A 15,586-nucleotide genomic window follows, 5' to 3' on the forward strand; every position below is an offset into this window, starting at 1 on the left:
TCAGTCGGCCTCGCGCCGCGTGATGACCTGCCCGTTGCGCGCCCCGCTGTGCGCACCGTCGCGCCAGGTCACCGCCCCATTCACGATCACCGCATCGATGCCTTCGGCAGGCTGCGTGGGCGTTTCGTAGTTCGCGGTGTCGCGCACTGTCGCGGCGTTGAAGATCACCACGTCCGCGTGGTGCCCCGGCTTCAGCGTGCCGCGCGCGTGCAGGCCGAAGTTGCGTGCCGTGAGCCCCGTCATCTTCCACACCGCCGTCTCCAGCGGGAACAGCCCGACGTCGCGGCTGTAGTGGCCCAGCACGCGCGGAAAGGTGCCCCACAGACGCGGGTGCGGCTTGTCGCCCAGCGGAATGCCGTCGGAGCCGATCATGGTTTCGTCGAACGCGAGGATGCGCTGCACGTCGTCCTCGTCCATCATGAAATAGATGGCGCTGCCGGGCTGCAGTCGAACGGCCGCCTCTTCGCCCGACACGCCCCATTCGGCGGCGATGTCCTTCAGGTCGCGCCCTGCGCATTCGGGGTGCGGCACGCTCGATGCGATGAGCACCCGGCCCTCCATCATTCCGCGGTCGGTGCGGATCATGGTGGAGCCGGCCGTGTAGGGGTAGCAATCGAGCCCGATGCACTGGTGCTGCATGGCCTCCTTGATGAAGGGCAGCGTGACTTTGGTCTTGCCGAAGTTCTGCGTGTTCTGCACCTTGTGGTGCGACACCACCACCGGAATGCCGAGCGCGCGGCCGATGTGGAAGGTTTCTTCGAGCGACGCCATCACGCGGTCGCTTTCGTCACGCATGTGCGTCACATACAGCGCCTTGCGCGATGTGAGGGGGCGGCCGACTTCGATGATTTCCTCGGTCGTGGCTTTCACGGCCGGCGGGTAGAAGGTGCCGGTCGACATCCCGATGGCGCCGGCCTGCATCGCCTCTTCGACCAGCGCCTGCATGGCGGCGATCTCGGTGTCGTTCGCGGGCCGGTCGAGGTCGGCCATGACGACGGCGCGCAGGGTCGAGTGGCCGACCATGGCCGCCACGTTCACCGACGAAGGCGTGGCGCGCAGCGCGTCGAGGTAGGCGGCGAAGGTCGTGAAGCGGCCTTCCGCGGGTGAGTCGAGCAGGCTCAAAGGCATGGGCAGGTCCATGTCCGTGCGCAGCGGCGCGGCACTGATGCCGCAGTTGCCGGCCACCACGGTGGTCACGCCCTGCGACACCTTGAACGGCATCTGCGCCTGCGACAGCACGGCCTGGTCGTCGTGCGTGTGCGAGTCGATGAAGCCGGGCGCGACGATGCGGCCGGTGGCGTCGATCGTCTGTTCGGCCGTGTGGCCCGTGAGCTTTCCGATGGCGGCGATTCGGCCGGCGGTGATGCCGACGTCCGCATCGAAGCGCGGCGCCTTGGTGCCGTCGATCACGGTGCCGCCGCGAATCAGCAGGTCGTAGTGGGGAGTCTTGTCGGTCATCGGTGAGGTGCTTTCAACGGAAGTGGCAAGCGACCCAGTGGCTGGCATTGCCGCCGCTGGAAGACGAGGGACGTTCGCTCAGCGCGGGTGTCTGCTCCTTGCACACGGCCTGCGCCATCGGGCAGCGTGTGTGAAAGCGGCAGCCCGAAGGTGGATTGGCCGGGCTCGGTGGATCGCCCTGCAGCAGCATGCGGCGCGCCGGCGTGCGCGGGTTCGGCACCGGCACGGCCGACAGCAGGATCTCGGTGTACGGATGCCGCGCCGCGGAGAACAGCGTGTTGCGGTCGGCTATCTCCACGATGTGCCCGAGGTACATCACGGCCACGCGGTGGCTGATGTGGCGCACCACCGCGAGGTCGTGTGCCACGAAAAGATAGGCGATGCCGAACTCCGCCTGCAGGTCCATCAACAGGTTCACCACCTGCGCCTGCACCGACACGTCGAGCGCGGACACCGGCTCGTCGCACACGATGAGCTTCGGGTTCAGCGCCAGCGCGCGCGCAATGCCCAGGCGCTGGCGCTGGCCGCCCGAGAACTCGTGCGGGTACTTGCCAGCAGCCTCGGGCCGCAGCCCGACGCGCGAGAACAGCCATTGCACGCGCTCGCGCCGCTCGGCCGCCGCGCCCATGCCGAAGTTCTTCAACGGCTCCGCCACGATGTCGCCCGCCGTCAGGCGCGGGTTCAGCGAGGCATACGGGTCCTGGAAAATGATCTGCAGGTCGCGCCGGCGCATGCGCATGTCTTCGGCCGACAGCGTCAGCAGCTCCTTGCCTTCGAGCTCCACCGAGCCCGAGGTCGGCTCCACCAGCCGCATCACCGACTTGGCCGTGGTCGTCTTGCCGCAGCCCGACTCGCCGACCAGCGACAGCGTCTCGCCGCGCGCGACCGAGAACGACACGCCGTCGACCGCCTGAATCGCCGGCCTGGCCGGCCGCAGCCAGCGCTTGGGCGAGATGTAGTGCTTGCGCAGGTGGCGCACCTGCAGCAGTGGTGTTGCAACGCTCGTCATGCGGCGATCTCCTCGGCACCGGCCCAGTGTTCTTCGACCGCGAAGCAGGCCACCACGTGGTCGCCGCCTTGCTGCGTGAGCTTGGGCGTCTCGGCGCGGCAGCGTTCGCGCGCATGGCTGCAGCGCGCCGCGAAGGCGCAGCCGCGGCCCAGCTCGTGCGCGGCCGGCACCAGCCCCGGAATCTCGGTGAGCCGCGTGCTCGCGGTGTTCATCGCGGGCATCGAGGCCATCAGCGCGCGCGTGTAGGGGTGCAGCGGGCGGTCGAACAGGTCGATGACGTCGGCTTCTTCCACCTTCTTGCCCGCGTACATCACCACCACGCGGTCGCAACTCTCGGCCACCACGCCCAGGTCGTGCGTGATCATCACCACGCCCATGCCCAGCTCCTGCTGCAGCCGCTTGATGAGGTCCAGGATCTGCGCCTGGATGGTCACGTCCAGCGCGGTGGTCGGCTCGTCGGCGATCAGCACCTCGGGGTTGCAGGCCAGGGCCAGCGCGATCATCACGCGCTGGCGCATGCCGCCCGACAGCTGGTGCGGGTACTCGTTCACGCGGCGCTCGGGCTCGGGGATCTGCACCACGCGCAGCATCTCGACCGCGCGGCGCATCGCATCGGCGCGGCTGGCCTTCTGGTGCAGCTGCACCGTCTCGGCAATCTGGCGGCCCACCGTGAGCACCGGGTTCAGCGAGGTCATCGGCTCCTGGAAGATCATCGAGATGCGGTTGCCGCGAATCTGGCGCATCTCGCGCTCGCTCAGCTGCATCAGGTCGGTGCCGCGCAGGCGCACGGAGCCCATGTGGCGGCCCGGCGGCGTGGGCACCAGCCGCAGGATGGAGAGCGCCGTCACGCTCTTGCCGCAGCCCGACTCGCCGACCACGCCCAGCGTGCGGCCCGCGCGAACGGTGTAGGAGACACCGTCGACCGAGCGCACCACGCCCGCCAGCGTGTGGAAGTGGGTGCGCAGGTTGTCGACTTCGAGCAGCGGCTCGCCGGGCGCCAGTGCGATGTGGGACATGGGCTTCATGGCGCGCTCACAGTTGCCGCGCCAGGCGCGGGTCGAGCGCATCGCGCAGCCCGTCGCCCAGCAGGTTGATGGCCAGCACCGTGGCGGCCAGCAGCAGCCCCGGGTACAGGATGATGTGGAACGCCACCGTCACGAAGTTGCGGCCCTCGGCCATCATGTTTCCCCAGCTCGGCGTCTGCGAGGGCACGCCCACGCCCAGGAACGACAGCGCGGCCTCGGTCAGCACCGCGGCGGCCGCCACGAAGGTGGCCTGCACCACCAGCGGCGCGACGATGTTCGGCAGCACGTGGCGAATCAAGATCATCGGCAGCCGCGTGCCCACCGCGTGCGCCGCCTCCACATAGAGCTGCTCGCGCAAGGTGAGCGCCAGCGAGCGCACCAGCCGCACCACGCGCGGAATCTCGGGCACGGTGATGGCGACGATCACTGTCGTCAGGCTGGCGCGCGTCACCGCCATCAGCGCGATGGCCAGCAGGATGCCCGGGATGGCCATGAGACCGTCCATCACCCGCATGATCGGGCCGTCCGCCCAGCGCACGAAGCCCGACACCAGGCCGAGCGCGACGCCTGCGAAGGTGGCCAGCACCGCCACCGCGGCGCCCACGATCATCGACACGCGCCCACCCCACACCGCGCGGCTGAACACGTCGCGGCCCAGCGCATCGGTGCCGAACCAGTGCTCGGCCGACGGCGTCTGCATGCGCGCGAGCGGGTCGATGTCCTGCGGGTCGTGCGTGGCGATCCACGGCGCGGCCAGCGACAGCAGGGCCACCGCGATCAGCAGCAGCGCGCCGACGATCAGCGTCGGGTGCTTGCGCACCCAGCGCCAGCGCGGCGGCACGAAAGGGGCTTCGTCGGCCGGGGCGTCGGGTGTGTCGAGCGTGTTCAAGGGAAGTACCGTGGACATGGCGTGGGGCTCTTCAGTAGCTGATGCGCGGGTCGAACAGGCGGTAGCTCAGGTCGATCAGCAGGTTGATCAGCACGTACACGCCCGCCGACAGCAGCAGCACGCTCTGGATCACGGGGTAGTCGTGGCGCTGCACCGAGTCGATCACGAGCCGGCCCACGCCCGGAATGGCGAACACCGTCTCGGTGACGACCACGCCGCCGATAAGGAGCGCGATGCCCGCGCCGATGGTGGTGGCGATGGGAATGGCCGCGTTGCGCAGCGCATGCCCCAGCACCGCCAGCACGCCCAGGCCCTTGGCGCGCGCCGTGCGGATGTAGTCCTCGTGCAGCACCTCGAGCACGGTGGCGCGCGTCATGCGCGTCACCAGCGCGATGTACACCAGCGCCAGGTTCACGCAGGGCAGCACCAGCGAGCGCAGCCACTCGAACGGGCTCTCGCCGAAGTGCACATAGCCCTGCACCGGAAACCACGGCAGCTGCACCGCGAAGCTGTAGACCAGCAGGTAGCCCACCAGGAACACCGGCACCGAGAAGGCCAGCACCGCGAACAGCATCACCAGCCGGTCGATCCAGCTGCCCGCGCGGTAGGCCGCCAGCGTGCCCAGCGGCACCGCCACCACCAGCGTGATGAGCATGGTGAGCGCGGCGATCGACACCGTGGGCGCCAGCCGCTGCCCCAGCAGCTGCGTGACCGGCATCTGCGTGAAGATGGACGTGCCCAGGTCGCCCGTGAACAGCTTGCCGACCCACAGCCCGAACTGCTGCCACAGCGGCAGGTTCAGCCCGAGCGCGGCGCGCAGCTTCTCGATGTCTTCCGTGGTGGCGAGGTCGCCCGCGATGAGCGCGGCCGGATCGCCCGGGGACAGGTGGATCAGCAGGAACACCACCACGGCCACCACCGCCATGACTGGGAGCGTCGAGAGAAAGCGTCTAAGGATGTAGCCCATGGCGGTGCCCTTGAACTGAGTGGCTGGCGGTCTTCTGGCTGGCTGGCTGTAGCGACGCGGGGCGGGCTACTTGTCGAGCATCCAGACCGTCGGCATGCCGGCCCAGAGCTTGTCCAGCCCCTTGAGGTTGGCGCGCGCGGCGAACGCGGCCGAGTACTGGCCTGCGTTGATGTACGGCACGGCCTCGTAGGCGCGGCGCTGGAAGGCGTCGAGCAGCTCCTTTCGCTTGGCCGGCACGGTCTCTTTCAGCCAGGCGGTGCGCAGTTCGTCCAGCGGCTTGTCGCAGGGCCAGCCGGGCAGGGTGTTGCCGCAGGCCGCGCCCAGGTAGGCGTTGGCGATGGGCGAGTTGGCATCGAACTCGCCGCCCACCGTGACGTACATGTTCCAGCCGCCCGCGTCCGCCGCGTCGCGCTTGGCGCGGCGCGCGCCGATGGAGGCCCAGTCCATGCTCTGCGCGTCGACGTTCATGCCGATGCTCTTCATGGTCTGCGCGGCCATCAGCGCCTCGGCGTTCAGGTAGGGCACGTCGCTGGGCACCATCAGCACCACCTTCTCGCCCTTGTAGCCGGAGGCCGCGAGCATCTGCTTGGCCTTGGCCACGTCGGCCTTGCGGTAGGGCTCGGCGCCGGCGGCCGTGTCGTTCGGGCTGCCGCAGATGAAGTAGGTGGCGCAGTAGGCCATGCGCATGTCCAGCGGAAAGCCCATGGCCGCCACGAAGCGCTCCTGGTTCACGGCCTGCAGCAGCGCCTGGCGCACCTTCGGGTTGTCGAAGGGCGGGTGCAGCTGGTTCATCACCAGGAAGCCCTGGTAGGTGCCGAACGCGCCGATCTTCACGCCGGTGTCGGCGCGCAGCGGCGCGATGTAGTCGGGCGGCAGCTGCTCGATGAGGTCGACCTCGCCGCGCTTGAGCGCGGACACCGCGCTGTTGGCGTCGGGCAGGTAGAGCCATTCGACGCGGTCGAAGGTGGTTTTCTTGCTGCCGGCCAGGCCGCTCGGTGGCTCGCTGCGCGCCACGTAGTTGGGGTTGCGCACGAACACCGCCTTGTTGCCCGGCACCCATTCGTCGCGCTTGAAGATGAAGGGGCCCGAGCCCAGCACCTCGGTGAGCGGCGCGGTGGCGGGCAGCCTGGCGATGCGCTCCGGCAAGATCACAGGCGGAAAGCCAGAGGGCTTGGCCAGCGCGTCGAGCACCATGCCGAAGGGCTCGTTCAGCGTGAGCGTGAAGCTGCGTACGTCAGTGGCCTTCCACTCGGCGCCGACCGCCGTCATGGCGCGGCCCAGGCTGTCGCGCGCGGCCCAGCGTTGCAGCGAGGCCACCGCGTCGGCCGAGGTCACGGCGGCACCGTCGGAAAACTTCAGGCCCGGGCGCAGCGTGAAGCTCCACTGCTTGCCGTCCTTCGAGGTGCTGTACTTCTCGACCATCTGCGGCTGCGGCTTGCCGGCGGCGTCCTGCGCGAACAGGGTGTCGTACACCATGTAGCCGAAGTTGCGCGAGATGTAGGCCGTGGTGAAGGTCGGGTCCAGGATCTTCAGGTCGGCATGCGCCACCACCTTCAGGGTCTTGGGCGGTGTCTGCGCGAGCGCCGGGAGGCTCACCGCACAGGCAGCCGAAAAGGCCAGGGCAACCATGGCGGCATGGGCGGCAAGCGTTCGTCGTTTCATCGTCGGTTCTCCGGTCGGGTGGGGGCGAAAGAAAGCAGAAGAAAAATCAGGCCGCCACGCCGATCGGCCACTTGGGCAGGCGCGCTTTTCGGTAGGGCAGGGTGGTGAGGTCGAGCGTCACGGCGCCGGGTGCGCCGGCGTAGATCACGTGCTTCGCCACCTTCGAGTAAGACGCATAGAAATGCTGCGACGACTTGACGACGACGATCTTCTTCGCGGCCAGGTCGCAACCCAGCTGCGTGAACAGGTCGGTGCCCATGGCCTGGTTGCGCCGCGTGATCAGCACGATCTCGATGCCCGCCACCTCCACCAGCGCGCAGTCGCCCATGGCCGTCGGAGTGTTCGACAGGCCCGTCATCACCAGGTCGTGCTGCAGCGCCTTCACGGTGCAGGCCAGGTCCAGCGGGTCGCCCGACAGCGGGCTGATCTTGCCGCCGATGCGCATCTGCAGCTTGGCGCCCACGCCCGCGTCGAAGGCGATGCGCACCGCAATCGGGTCCCACATCGGCCCCAGCGCCGCGTTGGCGATGCCGCGCTCCAGCATGCGGCGCAGGATGAAGGTGGAGTCGCTCGCCGCGCCGCCGCCCGGGTTGTCCGCACCGTCGGCCAGCACCACCGGGCCGCCGTCGAAGGCCAGTGCCTCGTCGAGCGAGGCGTCAATGCCCGGGTAGTTCACCGTGAGGCCGTCGCGCATGGCGATGACCTCGTCGGCCAGCTGGCGCGCGAGCGCGTCGGCCTTGGCCTGGTCGCCGTCGGTGTACACCAGCACCTTGGTGCCCATCTCGGGCACGTCGCCCCACGAGAAGCCGTGCGTGAGCGAGACCGACAGCACGCCGTCTTTTCCTTCGAGCGCCTGCATGCGCTGCACGAAGCTGCGCGCGGGCTCGCGCGAGGTGTGCACGGTGACGATGATGTCGCAGTCGACCATCGCGGCCACGGGCCTGACCTTGCCTTCGACCGCCGCGGCGCAGATGTCGACCAGCTCCAGCCCGCGTTCGAGCACGTCGGTGTGCGGGTACTCCTTGAAGGAGACCATCACGTTCGCGTTGGCGACCATCGCGGGCGTGAGGTGGTTGTGCGGGTCGAGCTCGGCACCCACGATGACGTCGGGCCCGACGATCTGCCGCACGCGCACCAGCATGTCGCCTTCGCAGTCGTCGTAGCCGTCGGCCACCATCGCGCCGTGCAGCCCGAGCAGCACCATGTCGACCGGCAGCGCCGCGCGCAGGTCGTTCAGCATTTCGTCGCGCAGCGTTTCGTAGGCGTGGCGCGTGGTGATGCCGCTGGGCTGCGCGCCCGCGACCATGCCTTCGAGCAGCGTCCAGCCCTTTTCCTTGCCGCGGATGCGCGCGGCCCACAGCGGGCCCGAATAGAGCGTCAATGCATCGGGATGCTGGCCCGCAGGAAAGTAGCCCCGGTCCTTGAAGGAGGCGATGCCGGTGGGCATCGGGCCGAAGGTGTTGGTTTCGGTGGCGAGGGAGGCACTGAAGACACGCATGGGGGGCTCTCGTGAAGGATGTTCTGGTGAACGGATCAGACGGCGGTGGCCGCGCGCAGCCGCTGCGGGCCGAGCATCTCGGCCGTGAGCCCGAAGCTGGCGATGCGCTCGGGCAGCGGCAGCCCGCGTGCCAGCGCCGCGCAGGCCTCGCCCATGGCGGCCGAAGTCTGGATGCCGTAGCCGCCCTGCGCCGCCACCCAGAAGAAGCCGGGCGCGCCGGGCTCGAAGCCGCCCACCAGGTCGCCGTCGGGCACGAACGAGCGCAGGCCGGCCCAGGTGCGCGTGGGGCGGCGGATGGTGAGCGTGGTGGCCTCTTCGATGCGGTGCATCGCGATGGCGATGTCCATCTCCTCGGGCTGGATGTCCTGCGGCTCCACCGGGTCGGCGTTGGCCGGCGAGCCGAGCAGCATGCCGGCGTCGGGCTTGATGTACCAGCCCTCGTCGGCGCCGAACACCATGGGCCATTGCGCCACGTTGGCGCCGCTGTCGCCTTCGGGCGGCGCGAAGATGAAGGCCGAGCGGCGGCGCGGCTCGATGCCCAGCGGCGGCACGCCCGCCATGCGCGCGACGGTGTCGACCCAGGCGCCTGCCGCGTTGAGCACCACCGGCGCCTCGTACACGGCGCCGCCGGCCGTCACGCGCCAGAGTTCGCCCACGCGTTCGATGGCCGTCACGCCCGCATCGCACACCAGCTTGCCGCCGGCCTTGCGCATGCCGCGCAGGTAGCCCTGGTGGATGGCGTGCACGTCCATGTCGGCGGCGTCGGGTTCGTACACCGCGCCCAGCACCTGGTCGGGACGCAGCACCGGCACCATCTGGCGCGCCTGCTCGCCGCTCAGGCGCGAGGCGCCGGTGTCCATGGCGCGCAGCACCTCCCAGTGGGCTTCGAGCTCTGCCATGTGGTCGGCACCCGCCACCATCATGGCGCCGCGCGGCGTGAGCAACGGGTGTTCCGCGAAGCCTTCGGGCGGGTGCTCGAGAAAGGCGCGGCTCGCCATGGTGAGGGCGCGCACCTGCTGCGTGCCGTAGCTTTCCATGAACAGGGCGGCCGAGCGGCCGGTGGAGTGGTAGCCGGGTTGGGACTCGCGCTCGAGCAGGATCACGCGGGCATGCGGTGCCAGCCAGTGGGCCGCCGAAGCCCCGGCAATGCCGCCGCCGATCACGAGGAAGTCGGCCACGATGGGTGTGGGTGTTGTAGAAGTCATCGGCGAAAAGTGTAGGAACAATTTTGCGGATACGCAAATTAAATAAGGGGCTCCAAGGGGAAACCATGGTGCACCGTCTCGGTGAAATTTGCGTTCACGCAATTTGCGTATACGCAATTTCCGCGCCCGCGTCACGCGGGTCGGCAGGGATGGCGCGCGCGCGGCACTGGCAGAATCTGCCTGCACCACCAGAGAAAGACGCGCGTGAATCCACACACAGGGACCAAGCCGGCCGCCAGGCCCAGGGAGCAGCCGCCCACCCTGGACCGCACCACTTTCGGCCATCGGCTGCGCACCGCGCGCAAGCGCTTCGGCTGGACGCTGGCCGAACTGGCCGAGCGCTCGGGCGTGTCGATCACCACCATCTCGCGCGCCGAGCGCGGGCAACTGGCGCTGGGGTACGAGAACTTCACCGCGCTGGGCCGCGCGCTGGACATGGACATGAACGCGATGTTCGCGGGCGCCGGCGTCAAGCCCGCGCAGCTCGACGGGCCGGTGGTCACGCGCGCGGGCAAGGGTGTGGTGTACCGCGGGCTGGCCATTGCCTACGAGTTCCTGGGCACCACCGCGGCGGGCAAGCAGATGAGCCCCATCGTCGGCACGGTGCACGCGCGCCAGGTGCACGGGCCGGAAGACTTCGTGCGGCACGCGGGCGAGGAATTCGCCTATGTGCTGTCGGGCGAGATCGACGTGCACTTCGACAACGGCGAGGTGGTGCGCCTGGCGCGCGGCGACTCGCTGTACTTCGACAGCCGCCTGGGCCATGCGTACGTGAGCGTGAGCCGGCAGCTCGCGCGCATCATCGGCATGACGATCGGCGAGAGCGAGCACATGCAGTCCGCGCGCGAGGCGCCTGCGCTGAAGCCGTTGCGCAAGCTGGCGGCGCCGAAGAAGACGCCGCGCGGCGGCAAGGGCTGAGCGTCAGGCGCTCACGAACCTCGGGTCCAGTTCCGCCAACGCGAACTTGCGCACGTGGTCGACGAAGGCGCTCACCAGCAATGAAGACGGCCTGCGCGCCGGCGTGAGCACGGAAAATTCCGTCACCATTACCGGCTCGAAGGGCAGGAAGGTCAGGCCCCGTCCGCCGTACTCCAGCGCGGTGATCGGGTCCACCAGCGACACGCCGAGCCCCGCGGCCACCATCGCGCAGACGCCGGCCGACACCTGTGTCTCGACCTGCAGCTTGCGCTCGATGCCGTAGGACGCGAACAGCGCGTCGATGTGCAGCCGCGATTCGAGCGCTTGCGGATGCGAAACGAAATGCTCGCCGCTCAGGTCGGTTGGGCGGATCAGCTTTTTCTTCGCGAGCCGGTGGTCGCTCGGCATCACGCACACCATGCGGGTCGAGATCAGCCGCTCGCCGTGCGTGCTCGAGTGGCTCATCGGCAGGATGACGAAGCCGACGTCGCAGCGCTCGCTCACCACCAGGTCCACCACCGTGCGCGACGAATGATTGGCGAGCGACACCCGGATGTCGTTGTGCCCGGCCAGGAAGCCCGCGATGGCGCGCGGCAGGAAAGACAGCGCCAGCGCGGGCGCCGCGGCGATGCGCAGCGCGCCGCGCTGCAAGGCCCTTATCTCGTCGGCGGTTCGTGCGATGCGCTCCATACCGATCAGCGAGCGCTCGACCTCCTCGCTCAGCGCCTCGGCCTCCGCGGTGGGCTGCAGGCGCCCCCGCACACGCAGGAAGAGCGCGAAGCCCACGCTTTCCTCCAGGTCGGCCACCAGCCGCGTGACGGCGGGCTGCGACACGTGCAGCGACTCGGCCGCGCGCGTCACGGTCTGCCACTGCATCACGGCGCGAAAGGCCTCGAGCTGACGAATTTTCATGTGGTGAACTCCATACGTGAATGTTATGGCCTTCCGAAAAAAAACGATTGTTCAGCCGGCGGTCGCGTCGCTAATCTGCGTTCTGCGAGTGAAACGAACCGCAGGACCCATTGTGGTGCGCCATAAGCAAAACGCATCACTATAGGGAAAACCCCGACTTTTTGGTGCGCAACTAAGGAAATCCCATGATGCTTCGTCCCGTTTCCTCGACCGTGAACGCGGCGCTGTCCACCGTGCTGGCGCTCGGCGCGCTGAGCGCGGTGCACACCGCGTCGGCCCAGCCGACCACGCTCTACATCGGCTCCTACGGCGGGTCGACGGAGAAGGCCTTCAAGGAGAAGCTGATTCCCGCGTTCGAGGCGAAGCACAACGTCAAGATCGTCTACGTGCCGGGCAACTCGACCGACACGCTGGCCAAGCTGCAGGCGCAAAAGGGCAAGCAGGAGCTCAACGTGGTGCTGCTGGACGACGGCCCGATGTACCAGGCGGTGCAGTTCGGCTTCTGCGACAAGCTGGGCAACCCGCCGGTGCTGAAGGACCTGTACCCGGTCGCGCGCATGACCGACAGCGCGGTCGGCATCGGCATCGTGGCCACCGGCATCGCCTACAACACAGAGGCCTTCAAGAAGGCCAACCTGCCCCCGCCGGATTCATGGGAAGCGCTGACCGACAAGCGCTTCAAGCAGAAGATCGCGATTCCGCCGATCAGCAACACCTACGGGCTGCAGACGCTGCTGACCTTCGCCAAGCTGCGCAAGGGCGGCGACAGGAACATCGACCCGGGCTTCACGGCGATGGCGCGCGAGGTCGGCCCCAACGTGCTGGCGTGGGAGCCTTCGCCGGGCAAGATGACCGAGCTGTTCCAGAACAACGACATCCTGCTGGCCGTGTGGGGGAGCGGCCGCGTGCAGGCGCTGAAGGACACGGGCTTTCCGGTGCAGTTCGTGATTCCGAAGGAGGGCGCACCGGCGCTGCTGACGGCCGCCTGCCCGGTGGCGCAGAACACCGCCCCCGCACTCTCGCAGGCCTTCGTCAGCTACCTGCTGACGCCCGAGGTGCAGGCCATCCTCGCCGACACGCAGGGCTGGGGCCCGGCCAACGCCACCACCCAGCTCACGCCCGCGGTCGCGGCCAAGGTGCCGTACGGCAAGGCGCAGATCGACAGGCTGCTGCCCACCGACTGGCCAGTGGTCAACGAGAAGCGCGCCGAGTGGACCAACCGCTGGAACCGAACCGTCGAACGCTGAGCAGGCACGCATGACCTTTCTTCAACTCGATCGGCTCGGCAAGACCTTCGGCGACTTCAGCGCCGTGGAAAGCCTGAGCCTGGACGTGGAGCGCGGCGAGTTCATCTCGCTGCTCGGCCCCTCGGGCTGCGGCAAGACCACCACCCTGCAGATGGTGGCGGGCTTCGTCGAGCCGACGCGCGGACGCATCCGCCTGAACGGCGCGGACATCACCGGCATGCGGCCCGAGAAGCGCGGCATGGGTGTGGTGTTCCAGAGCTATGCGCTTTTTCCGCACATGACGGTGGCCGACAACATCGGCTTCGGCCTGGAGATGCGCGGCATGCGGCGCGCCGAGAAGCTCAAGCGCATCGACGAGACGCTCGATCTCGTGCGGCTGCCGGGCCTGGGCAAGCGCTACCCGAAGGAGCTCTCGGGCGGCCAGCGGCAGCGCGTGGCCATCGCCCGTGCGCTGGCGGTGCGCCCCGAGGTGCTGCTGCTCGACGAGCCGATGTCCAACCTCGACGCGAAGCTGCGCGAGGACATGCACGTCGAGCTGCGCGGCATCCAGCGGCACCTGGGCATCACCACGATCCTGGTCACGCACGACCAGGTCGAGGCCATGACCATGAGCGACCGCATCGCGGTGATGCACGGCGGGCGCATCGTTCAGCTCGCCACGCCGTACGAGGCCTACGAGCGGCCCGAGTCGGCGTTCGCCTCGTCCTTCCTCGGCAAGACCAACGTGCTGAAGGGCGTGGTCGAAGCCCGCAACGCGCGCTGCTGCGAGGTGCGCGTGGGCAATTCGCTGCTGCACGTGCCGCACCAGGAGAAGCCGCTCGCGCGCGAGGTCAACGTCTACGTGCGGCCCGAGAAGGTGAGGCTGGCACCGGCGTCGGCTGCCGACGGCATTCCCGCCACCATCCGCACGCGGCTCTTCCTGGGCAACCACTGGCTGGTCGAGGTCGACAGCGCGCTCGGGCCGATGCGCGTGAGCCATCCCAACATCGGCGAGGTGCCGCCGGCCGAGGGCGAAGCCGTCGCGGTGCACTGGCTGGACGACGACCTGCGCCTGCTGGACACGGAGGCCGCGCATGGCTGAGGCCGCCACCGTCCCACGCGCGGCTTCCGGTGCCGGTGCCGGTGCGGCACCCTGGTTCCTCAGCGCGCCGGCGCTGCTGCTGTTCCTCGGGCTGCTGGTGATTCCGCTCGCGCTCACGGCGTTGCTGTCGTTCCACGCGTTCGACGGCACGCGCGGCGTGCTGCCCGACTACACGGCGCGCAACTACCTGGAGATTTTCTCGGACTCGTACTACTACGAGATCTTTCTGCGCACGGCCGGCCTGGCGCTGGCGGTCACGCTGCTGTCGGTGCTGTTCGGCGTGCCGGAGACCATCATCCTGTCGCGCATGAAGGCGCCGTGGCGCGGCATCTTCCTGATCGTCATCCTCGGGCCGCTGCTGGTGTCGGTGGTGGTGCGCACGCTGGGCTGGGCCATCCTCATGGGCAACAACGGGCTCATCAACGCGGGCCTGCGGGCGCTGGGCCTCACCGACGAGCCGGTGCGCCTGCTGTTCACCATGACGGGCGTGGTCATCGCGCTCACGCACGTGCTGATGCCGTTCATGGTGATCTCGGTGTGGGCCTCGCTGCAGAAGCTCGATCCGCAGGTGGAGAACGCGGGGCTCTCGTTCGGGGCGGCGCCTTTCACGGTGTTCCGGCGGGTGATCCTGCCGCAGATCCTGCCGGGCATCCTGTCGGGCGGGATCATCGTGTTCGCGCTGGCGGCCTCGGCCTTCGCCACGCCGGCCATCCTGGGCGGGCGGCGGCTCAAGGTGGTGGCCACGGCCGCCTACGACGAGTTCCTGAGCACGCTGAACTGGCCGCTGGGCGCGTCGATCGCGATCCTGCTGCTCATCGCCAACGTGATCGTCATCGCGGGCTTCAACCGCTGGCTCGAGCGGCGCTACGCGCAGGTCTTCGAGGCTTGAGACACAAAGGCACCCCATGCGCAAGAACGGACTGCTCTCCCTCATCTATCACACGGTCTTCATCGCCTTCATTCTGGCGCCGCTGGTCGTGGTGGTGCTCGTGTCGTTCACCGGCAAGGGCTACATCTCGCTGCCGACCGACGGTTTCTCGCTGCGCTGGTTCCGCGCCATCGGCGGCGCCACCGAGCTGGTCAACGCGTTCTGGCTCTCGCTGTGGCTGGGCCTGGCGAGCGCAACGGTCGCGGTGGTGCTCGCGGTGCCGGCTGCGTTGGCGCTGGTTCGCTACCGCTTTGCGGGGCGCGGCGTGCTCTCGGCCTTCTTCATGTCGCCGCTGATGATTCCGCATGTGGTGCTGGGCGTGGCGTTCCTGCGCTTCTTCACCACCATCGGTGTGTCGGGGTCGTTCGTGTGGCTTGCCTTGACGCATGTCGTGGTGGTGATGCCCTACGCGTTGCGGCTGGTGCTGGCCTCGGCCACGGGGCTGGACCGCGATGCCGAGCGCGCCGCGCTCTCGCTCGGTGCGAGCCGCGCGACCGCGTTCCGCCGCATCGTGCTGCCGCTGATCCTGCCGGGCGTGGTGGGCGGCTGGATGCTCGCCTTCATCCAGAGCTTCGACGAGCTCACCATGACCGTCTTCGTCGCCACGCCGGGCACCACGACGCTGCCGGTCGCCATGTACAACCAGATCGCCCAGACCATCGACCCGCTGGTGGCGTCGGTGTCGACCGTGCTCATCGTCGGCACGGTGGTGCTGATGGTGCTGCTCGACCGCCTCGTCGGGCTCGACCGCGTGCTGATCGGCAAGGGCTGAACGCGCGCTGTCCGT

At 68.8% G+C, this 15,586-nt stretch carries 14 protein-coding genes; 5 read left to right on the forward strand and 9 right to left on the reverse strand.

Going from position 1 to position 15,586, the window contains the following annotated elements:
* From ACSFA5_RS07110 to ACSFA5_RS07145, 8 genes are all read right to left on the reverse strand, one after another.
* A complete protein-coding gene (locus ACSFA5_RS07110; protein ID WP_435443328.1) occupies window positions 1-1,458 on the reverse strand; it encodes an N-acyl-D-amino-acid deacylase family protein in 1,458 nt (485 codons plus the stop codon).
* 13 nt (window positions 1,459-1,471) lie between these two features.
* On the reverse strand, window positions 1,472-2,467 hold the full coding sequence (locus tag ACSFA5_RS07115) for an ABC transporter ATP-binding protein (RefSeq protein WP_435443329.1): 996 nt from the start codon (window positions 2,465-2,467) through the stop codon (window positions 1,472-1,474).
* Window positions 2,464-3,492 carry an ABC transporter ATP-binding protein gene (locus tag ACSFA5_RS07120; protein WP_435443330.1) on the reverse strand — a complete coding sequence of 343 codons (1,029 nt, stop codon included), beginning with the start codon at window positions 3,490-3,492 and terminating at the stop codon, window positions 2,464-2,466. The genes ACSFA5_RS07115 and ACSFA5_RS07120 overlap by 4 nt, the downstream gene beginning before the upstream one ends.
* A 7-nt stretch (window positions 3,493-3,499) precedes the next feature.
* Window positions 3,500-4,399: an ABC transporter permease gene (locus ACSFA5_RS07125; protein ID WP_435443331.1), complete on the reverse strand. Its 900-nt coding sequence runs from the start codon at window positions 4,397-4,399 to the stop codon at window positions 3,500-3,502.
* A gap of 13 nt (window positions 4,400-4,412) precedes the next feature.
* Window positions 4,413-5,348, reverse strand: coding sequence for an ABC transporter permease (locus ACSFA5_RS07130; protein WP_435443332.1), 936 nt, complete (start codon window positions 5,346-5,348; stop codon window positions 4,413-4,415).
* A 66-nt stretch (window positions 5,349-5,414) separates the two neighbouring features.
* Window positions 5,415-7,010: an ABC transporter substrate-binding protein gene (locus ACSFA5_RS07135; RefSeq protein WP_435443333.1), complete on the reverse strand. Its 1,596-nt coding sequence runs from the start codon at window positions 7,008-7,010 to the stop codon at window positions 5,415-5,417.
* Window positions 7,011-7,056: 46 nt separating this feature from the next.
* Window positions 7,057-8,508 (reverse strand): M81 family metallopeptidase, encoded by a 1,452-nt coding sequence (locus ACSFA5_RS07140; RefSeq protein WP_435443334.1) that lies wholly within the window; start codon window positions 8,506-8,508, stop codon window positions 7,057-7,059.
* Window positions 8,509-8,543: 35 nt separating this feature from the next.
* Complete coding sequence (locus tag ACSFA5_RS07145) at window positions 8,544-9,713, reverse strand: NAD(P)/FAD-dependent oxidoreductase (protein WP_435443335.1); 1,170 nt, start codon at window positions 9,711-9,713, stop codon at window positions 8,544-8,546.
* Window positions 9,714-9,917: 204 nt separating this feature from the next.
* On the opposite strand from ACSFA5_RS07145, the gene ACSFA5_RS07150 reads away from it, so the two are divergent.
* Complete coding sequence (locus tag ACSFA5_RS07150; protein ID WP_435443336.1) at window positions 9,918-10,631, forward strand: helix-turn-helix domain-containing protein; 714 nt, start codon at window positions 9,918-9,920, stop codon at window positions 10,629-10,631.
* Between the two features lie 3 nt (window positions 10,632-10,634).
* On the opposite strand, the gene ACSFA5_RS07155 is transcribed toward ACSFA5_RS07150, so the two are convergent.
* On the reverse strand, window positions 10,635-11,543 hold the full coding sequence (locus tag ACSFA5_RS07155; protein ID WP_435443337.1) for a LysR substrate-binding domain-containing protein: 909 nt from the start codon (window positions 11,541-11,543) through the stop codon (window positions 10,635-10,637).
* A 185-nt stretch (window positions 11,544-11,728) separates the two neighbouring features.
* Between ACSFA5_RS07155 and ACSFA5_RS07160 the strand changes: the two genes are divergently transcribed.
* Genes ACSFA5_RS07160 through ACSFA5_RS07175 form a run of 4 tightly spaced genes read left to right on the forward strand, consistent with a single transcriptional unit; the run spans window position 11,729 to window position 15,571 of the window.
* Entirely contained in the window at window positions 11,729-12,790 is a 1,062-nt protein-coding gene (locus ACSFA5_RS07160) for an ABC transporter substrate-binding protein (protein WP_435443338.1), read from the forward strand.
* A gap of 10 nt (window positions 12,791-12,800) precedes the next feature.
* On the forward strand, window positions 12,801-13,871 hold the full coding sequence (locus ACSFA5_RS07165; RefSeq protein WP_435443339.1) for an ABC transporter ATP-binding protein: 1,071 nt from the start codon (window positions 12,801-12,803) through the stop codon (window positions 13,869-13,871).
* Window positions 13,864-14,760 (forward strand): ABC transporter permease, encoded by an 897-nt coding sequence (locus tag ACSFA5_RS07170; RefSeq protein WP_435443340.1) that lies wholly within the window; start codon window positions 13,864-13,866, stop codon window positions 14,758-14,760. The genes ACSFA5_RS07165 and ACSFA5_RS07170 overlap by 8 nt, the downstream gene beginning before the upstream one ends.
* Window positions 14,761-14,776: 16 nt before the next feature.
* On the forward strand, window positions 14,777-15,571 hold the full coding sequence (locus tag ACSFA5_RS07175) for an ABC transporter permease (RefSeq protein WP_435443341.1): 795 nt from the start codon (window positions 14,777-14,779) through the stop codon (window positions 15,569-15,571).
* The last annotated feature ends 15 nt before the right edge of the window (window positions 15,572-15,586 follow it).

It is taken from the genome of Variovorax monticola, assembly GCF_051216855.1.
Taxonomy (GTDB): domain Bacteria; phylum Pseudomonadota; class Gammaproteobacteria; order Burkholderiales; family Burkholderiaceae_C; genus Variovorax.

What these genes read in the sequence shown, in the direction of transcription:
- ACSFA5_RS07115 (WP_435443329.1), bottom strand. Translation starts at nt 2,467, where the DNA reads ATGACGAGCGTTGCAACACCACTGCTGCAGGTGCGCCACCTGCGCAAG.
- ACSFA5_RS07110 (WP_435443328.1), bottom strand. Translation starts at nt 1,458, where the DNA reads ATGACCGACAAGACTCCCCACTACGACCTGCTGATTCGCGGCGGCACC.
- ACSFA5_RS07130 (WP_435443332.1), bottom strand. Translation starts at nt 5,348, where the DNA reads ATGGGCTACATCCTTAGACGCTTTCTCTCGACGCTCCCAGTCATGGCG.
- ACSFA5_RS07175 (WP_435443341.1), top strand. Translation starts at nt 14,777, where the DNA reads ATGCGCAAGAACGGACTGCTCTCCCTCATCTATCACACGGTCTTCATC.
- ACSFA5_RS07135 (WP_435443333.1), bottom strand. Translation starts at nt 7,010, where the DNA reads ATGAAACGACGAACGCTTGCCGCCCATGCCGCCATGGTTGCCCTGGCC.
- ACSFA5_RS07170 (WP_435443340.1), top strand. Translation starts at nt 13,864, where the DNA reads ATGGCTGAGGCCGCCACCGTCCCACGCGCGGCTTCCGGTGCCGGTGCC.
- ACSFA5_RS07155 (WP_435443337.1), bottom strand. Translation starts at nt 11,543, where the DNA reads ATGAAAATTCGTCAGCTCGAGGCCTTTCGCGCCGTGATGCAGTGGCAG.
- ACSFA5_RS07140 (WP_435443334.1), bottom strand. Translation starts at nt 8,508, where the DNA reads ATGCGTGTCTTCAGTGCCTCCCTCGCCACCGAAACCAACACCTTCGGC.
- ACSFA5_RS07145 (WP_435443335.1), bottom strand. Translation starts at nt 9,713, where the DNA reads ATGACTTCTACAACACCCACACCCATCGTGGCCGACTTCCTCGTGATC.
- ACSFA5_RS07120 (WP_435443330.1), bottom strand. Translation starts at nt 3,492, where the DNA reads ATGAAGCCCATGTCCCACATCGCACTGGCGCCCGGCGAGCCGCTGCTC.
- ACSFA5_RS07165 (WP_435443339.1), top strand. Translation starts at nt 12,801, where the DNA reads ATGACCTTTCTTCAACTCGATCGGCTCGGCAAGACCTTCGGCGACTTC.
- ACSFA5_RS07160 (WP_435443338.1), top strand. Translation starts at nt 11,729, where the DNA reads ATGATGCTTCGTCCCGTTTCCTCGACCGTGAACGCGGCGCTGTCCACC.
- ACSFA5_RS07125 (WP_435443331.1), bottom strand. Translation starts at nt 4,399, where the DNA reads ATGTCCACGGTACTTCCCTTGAACACGCTCGACACACCCGACGCCCCG.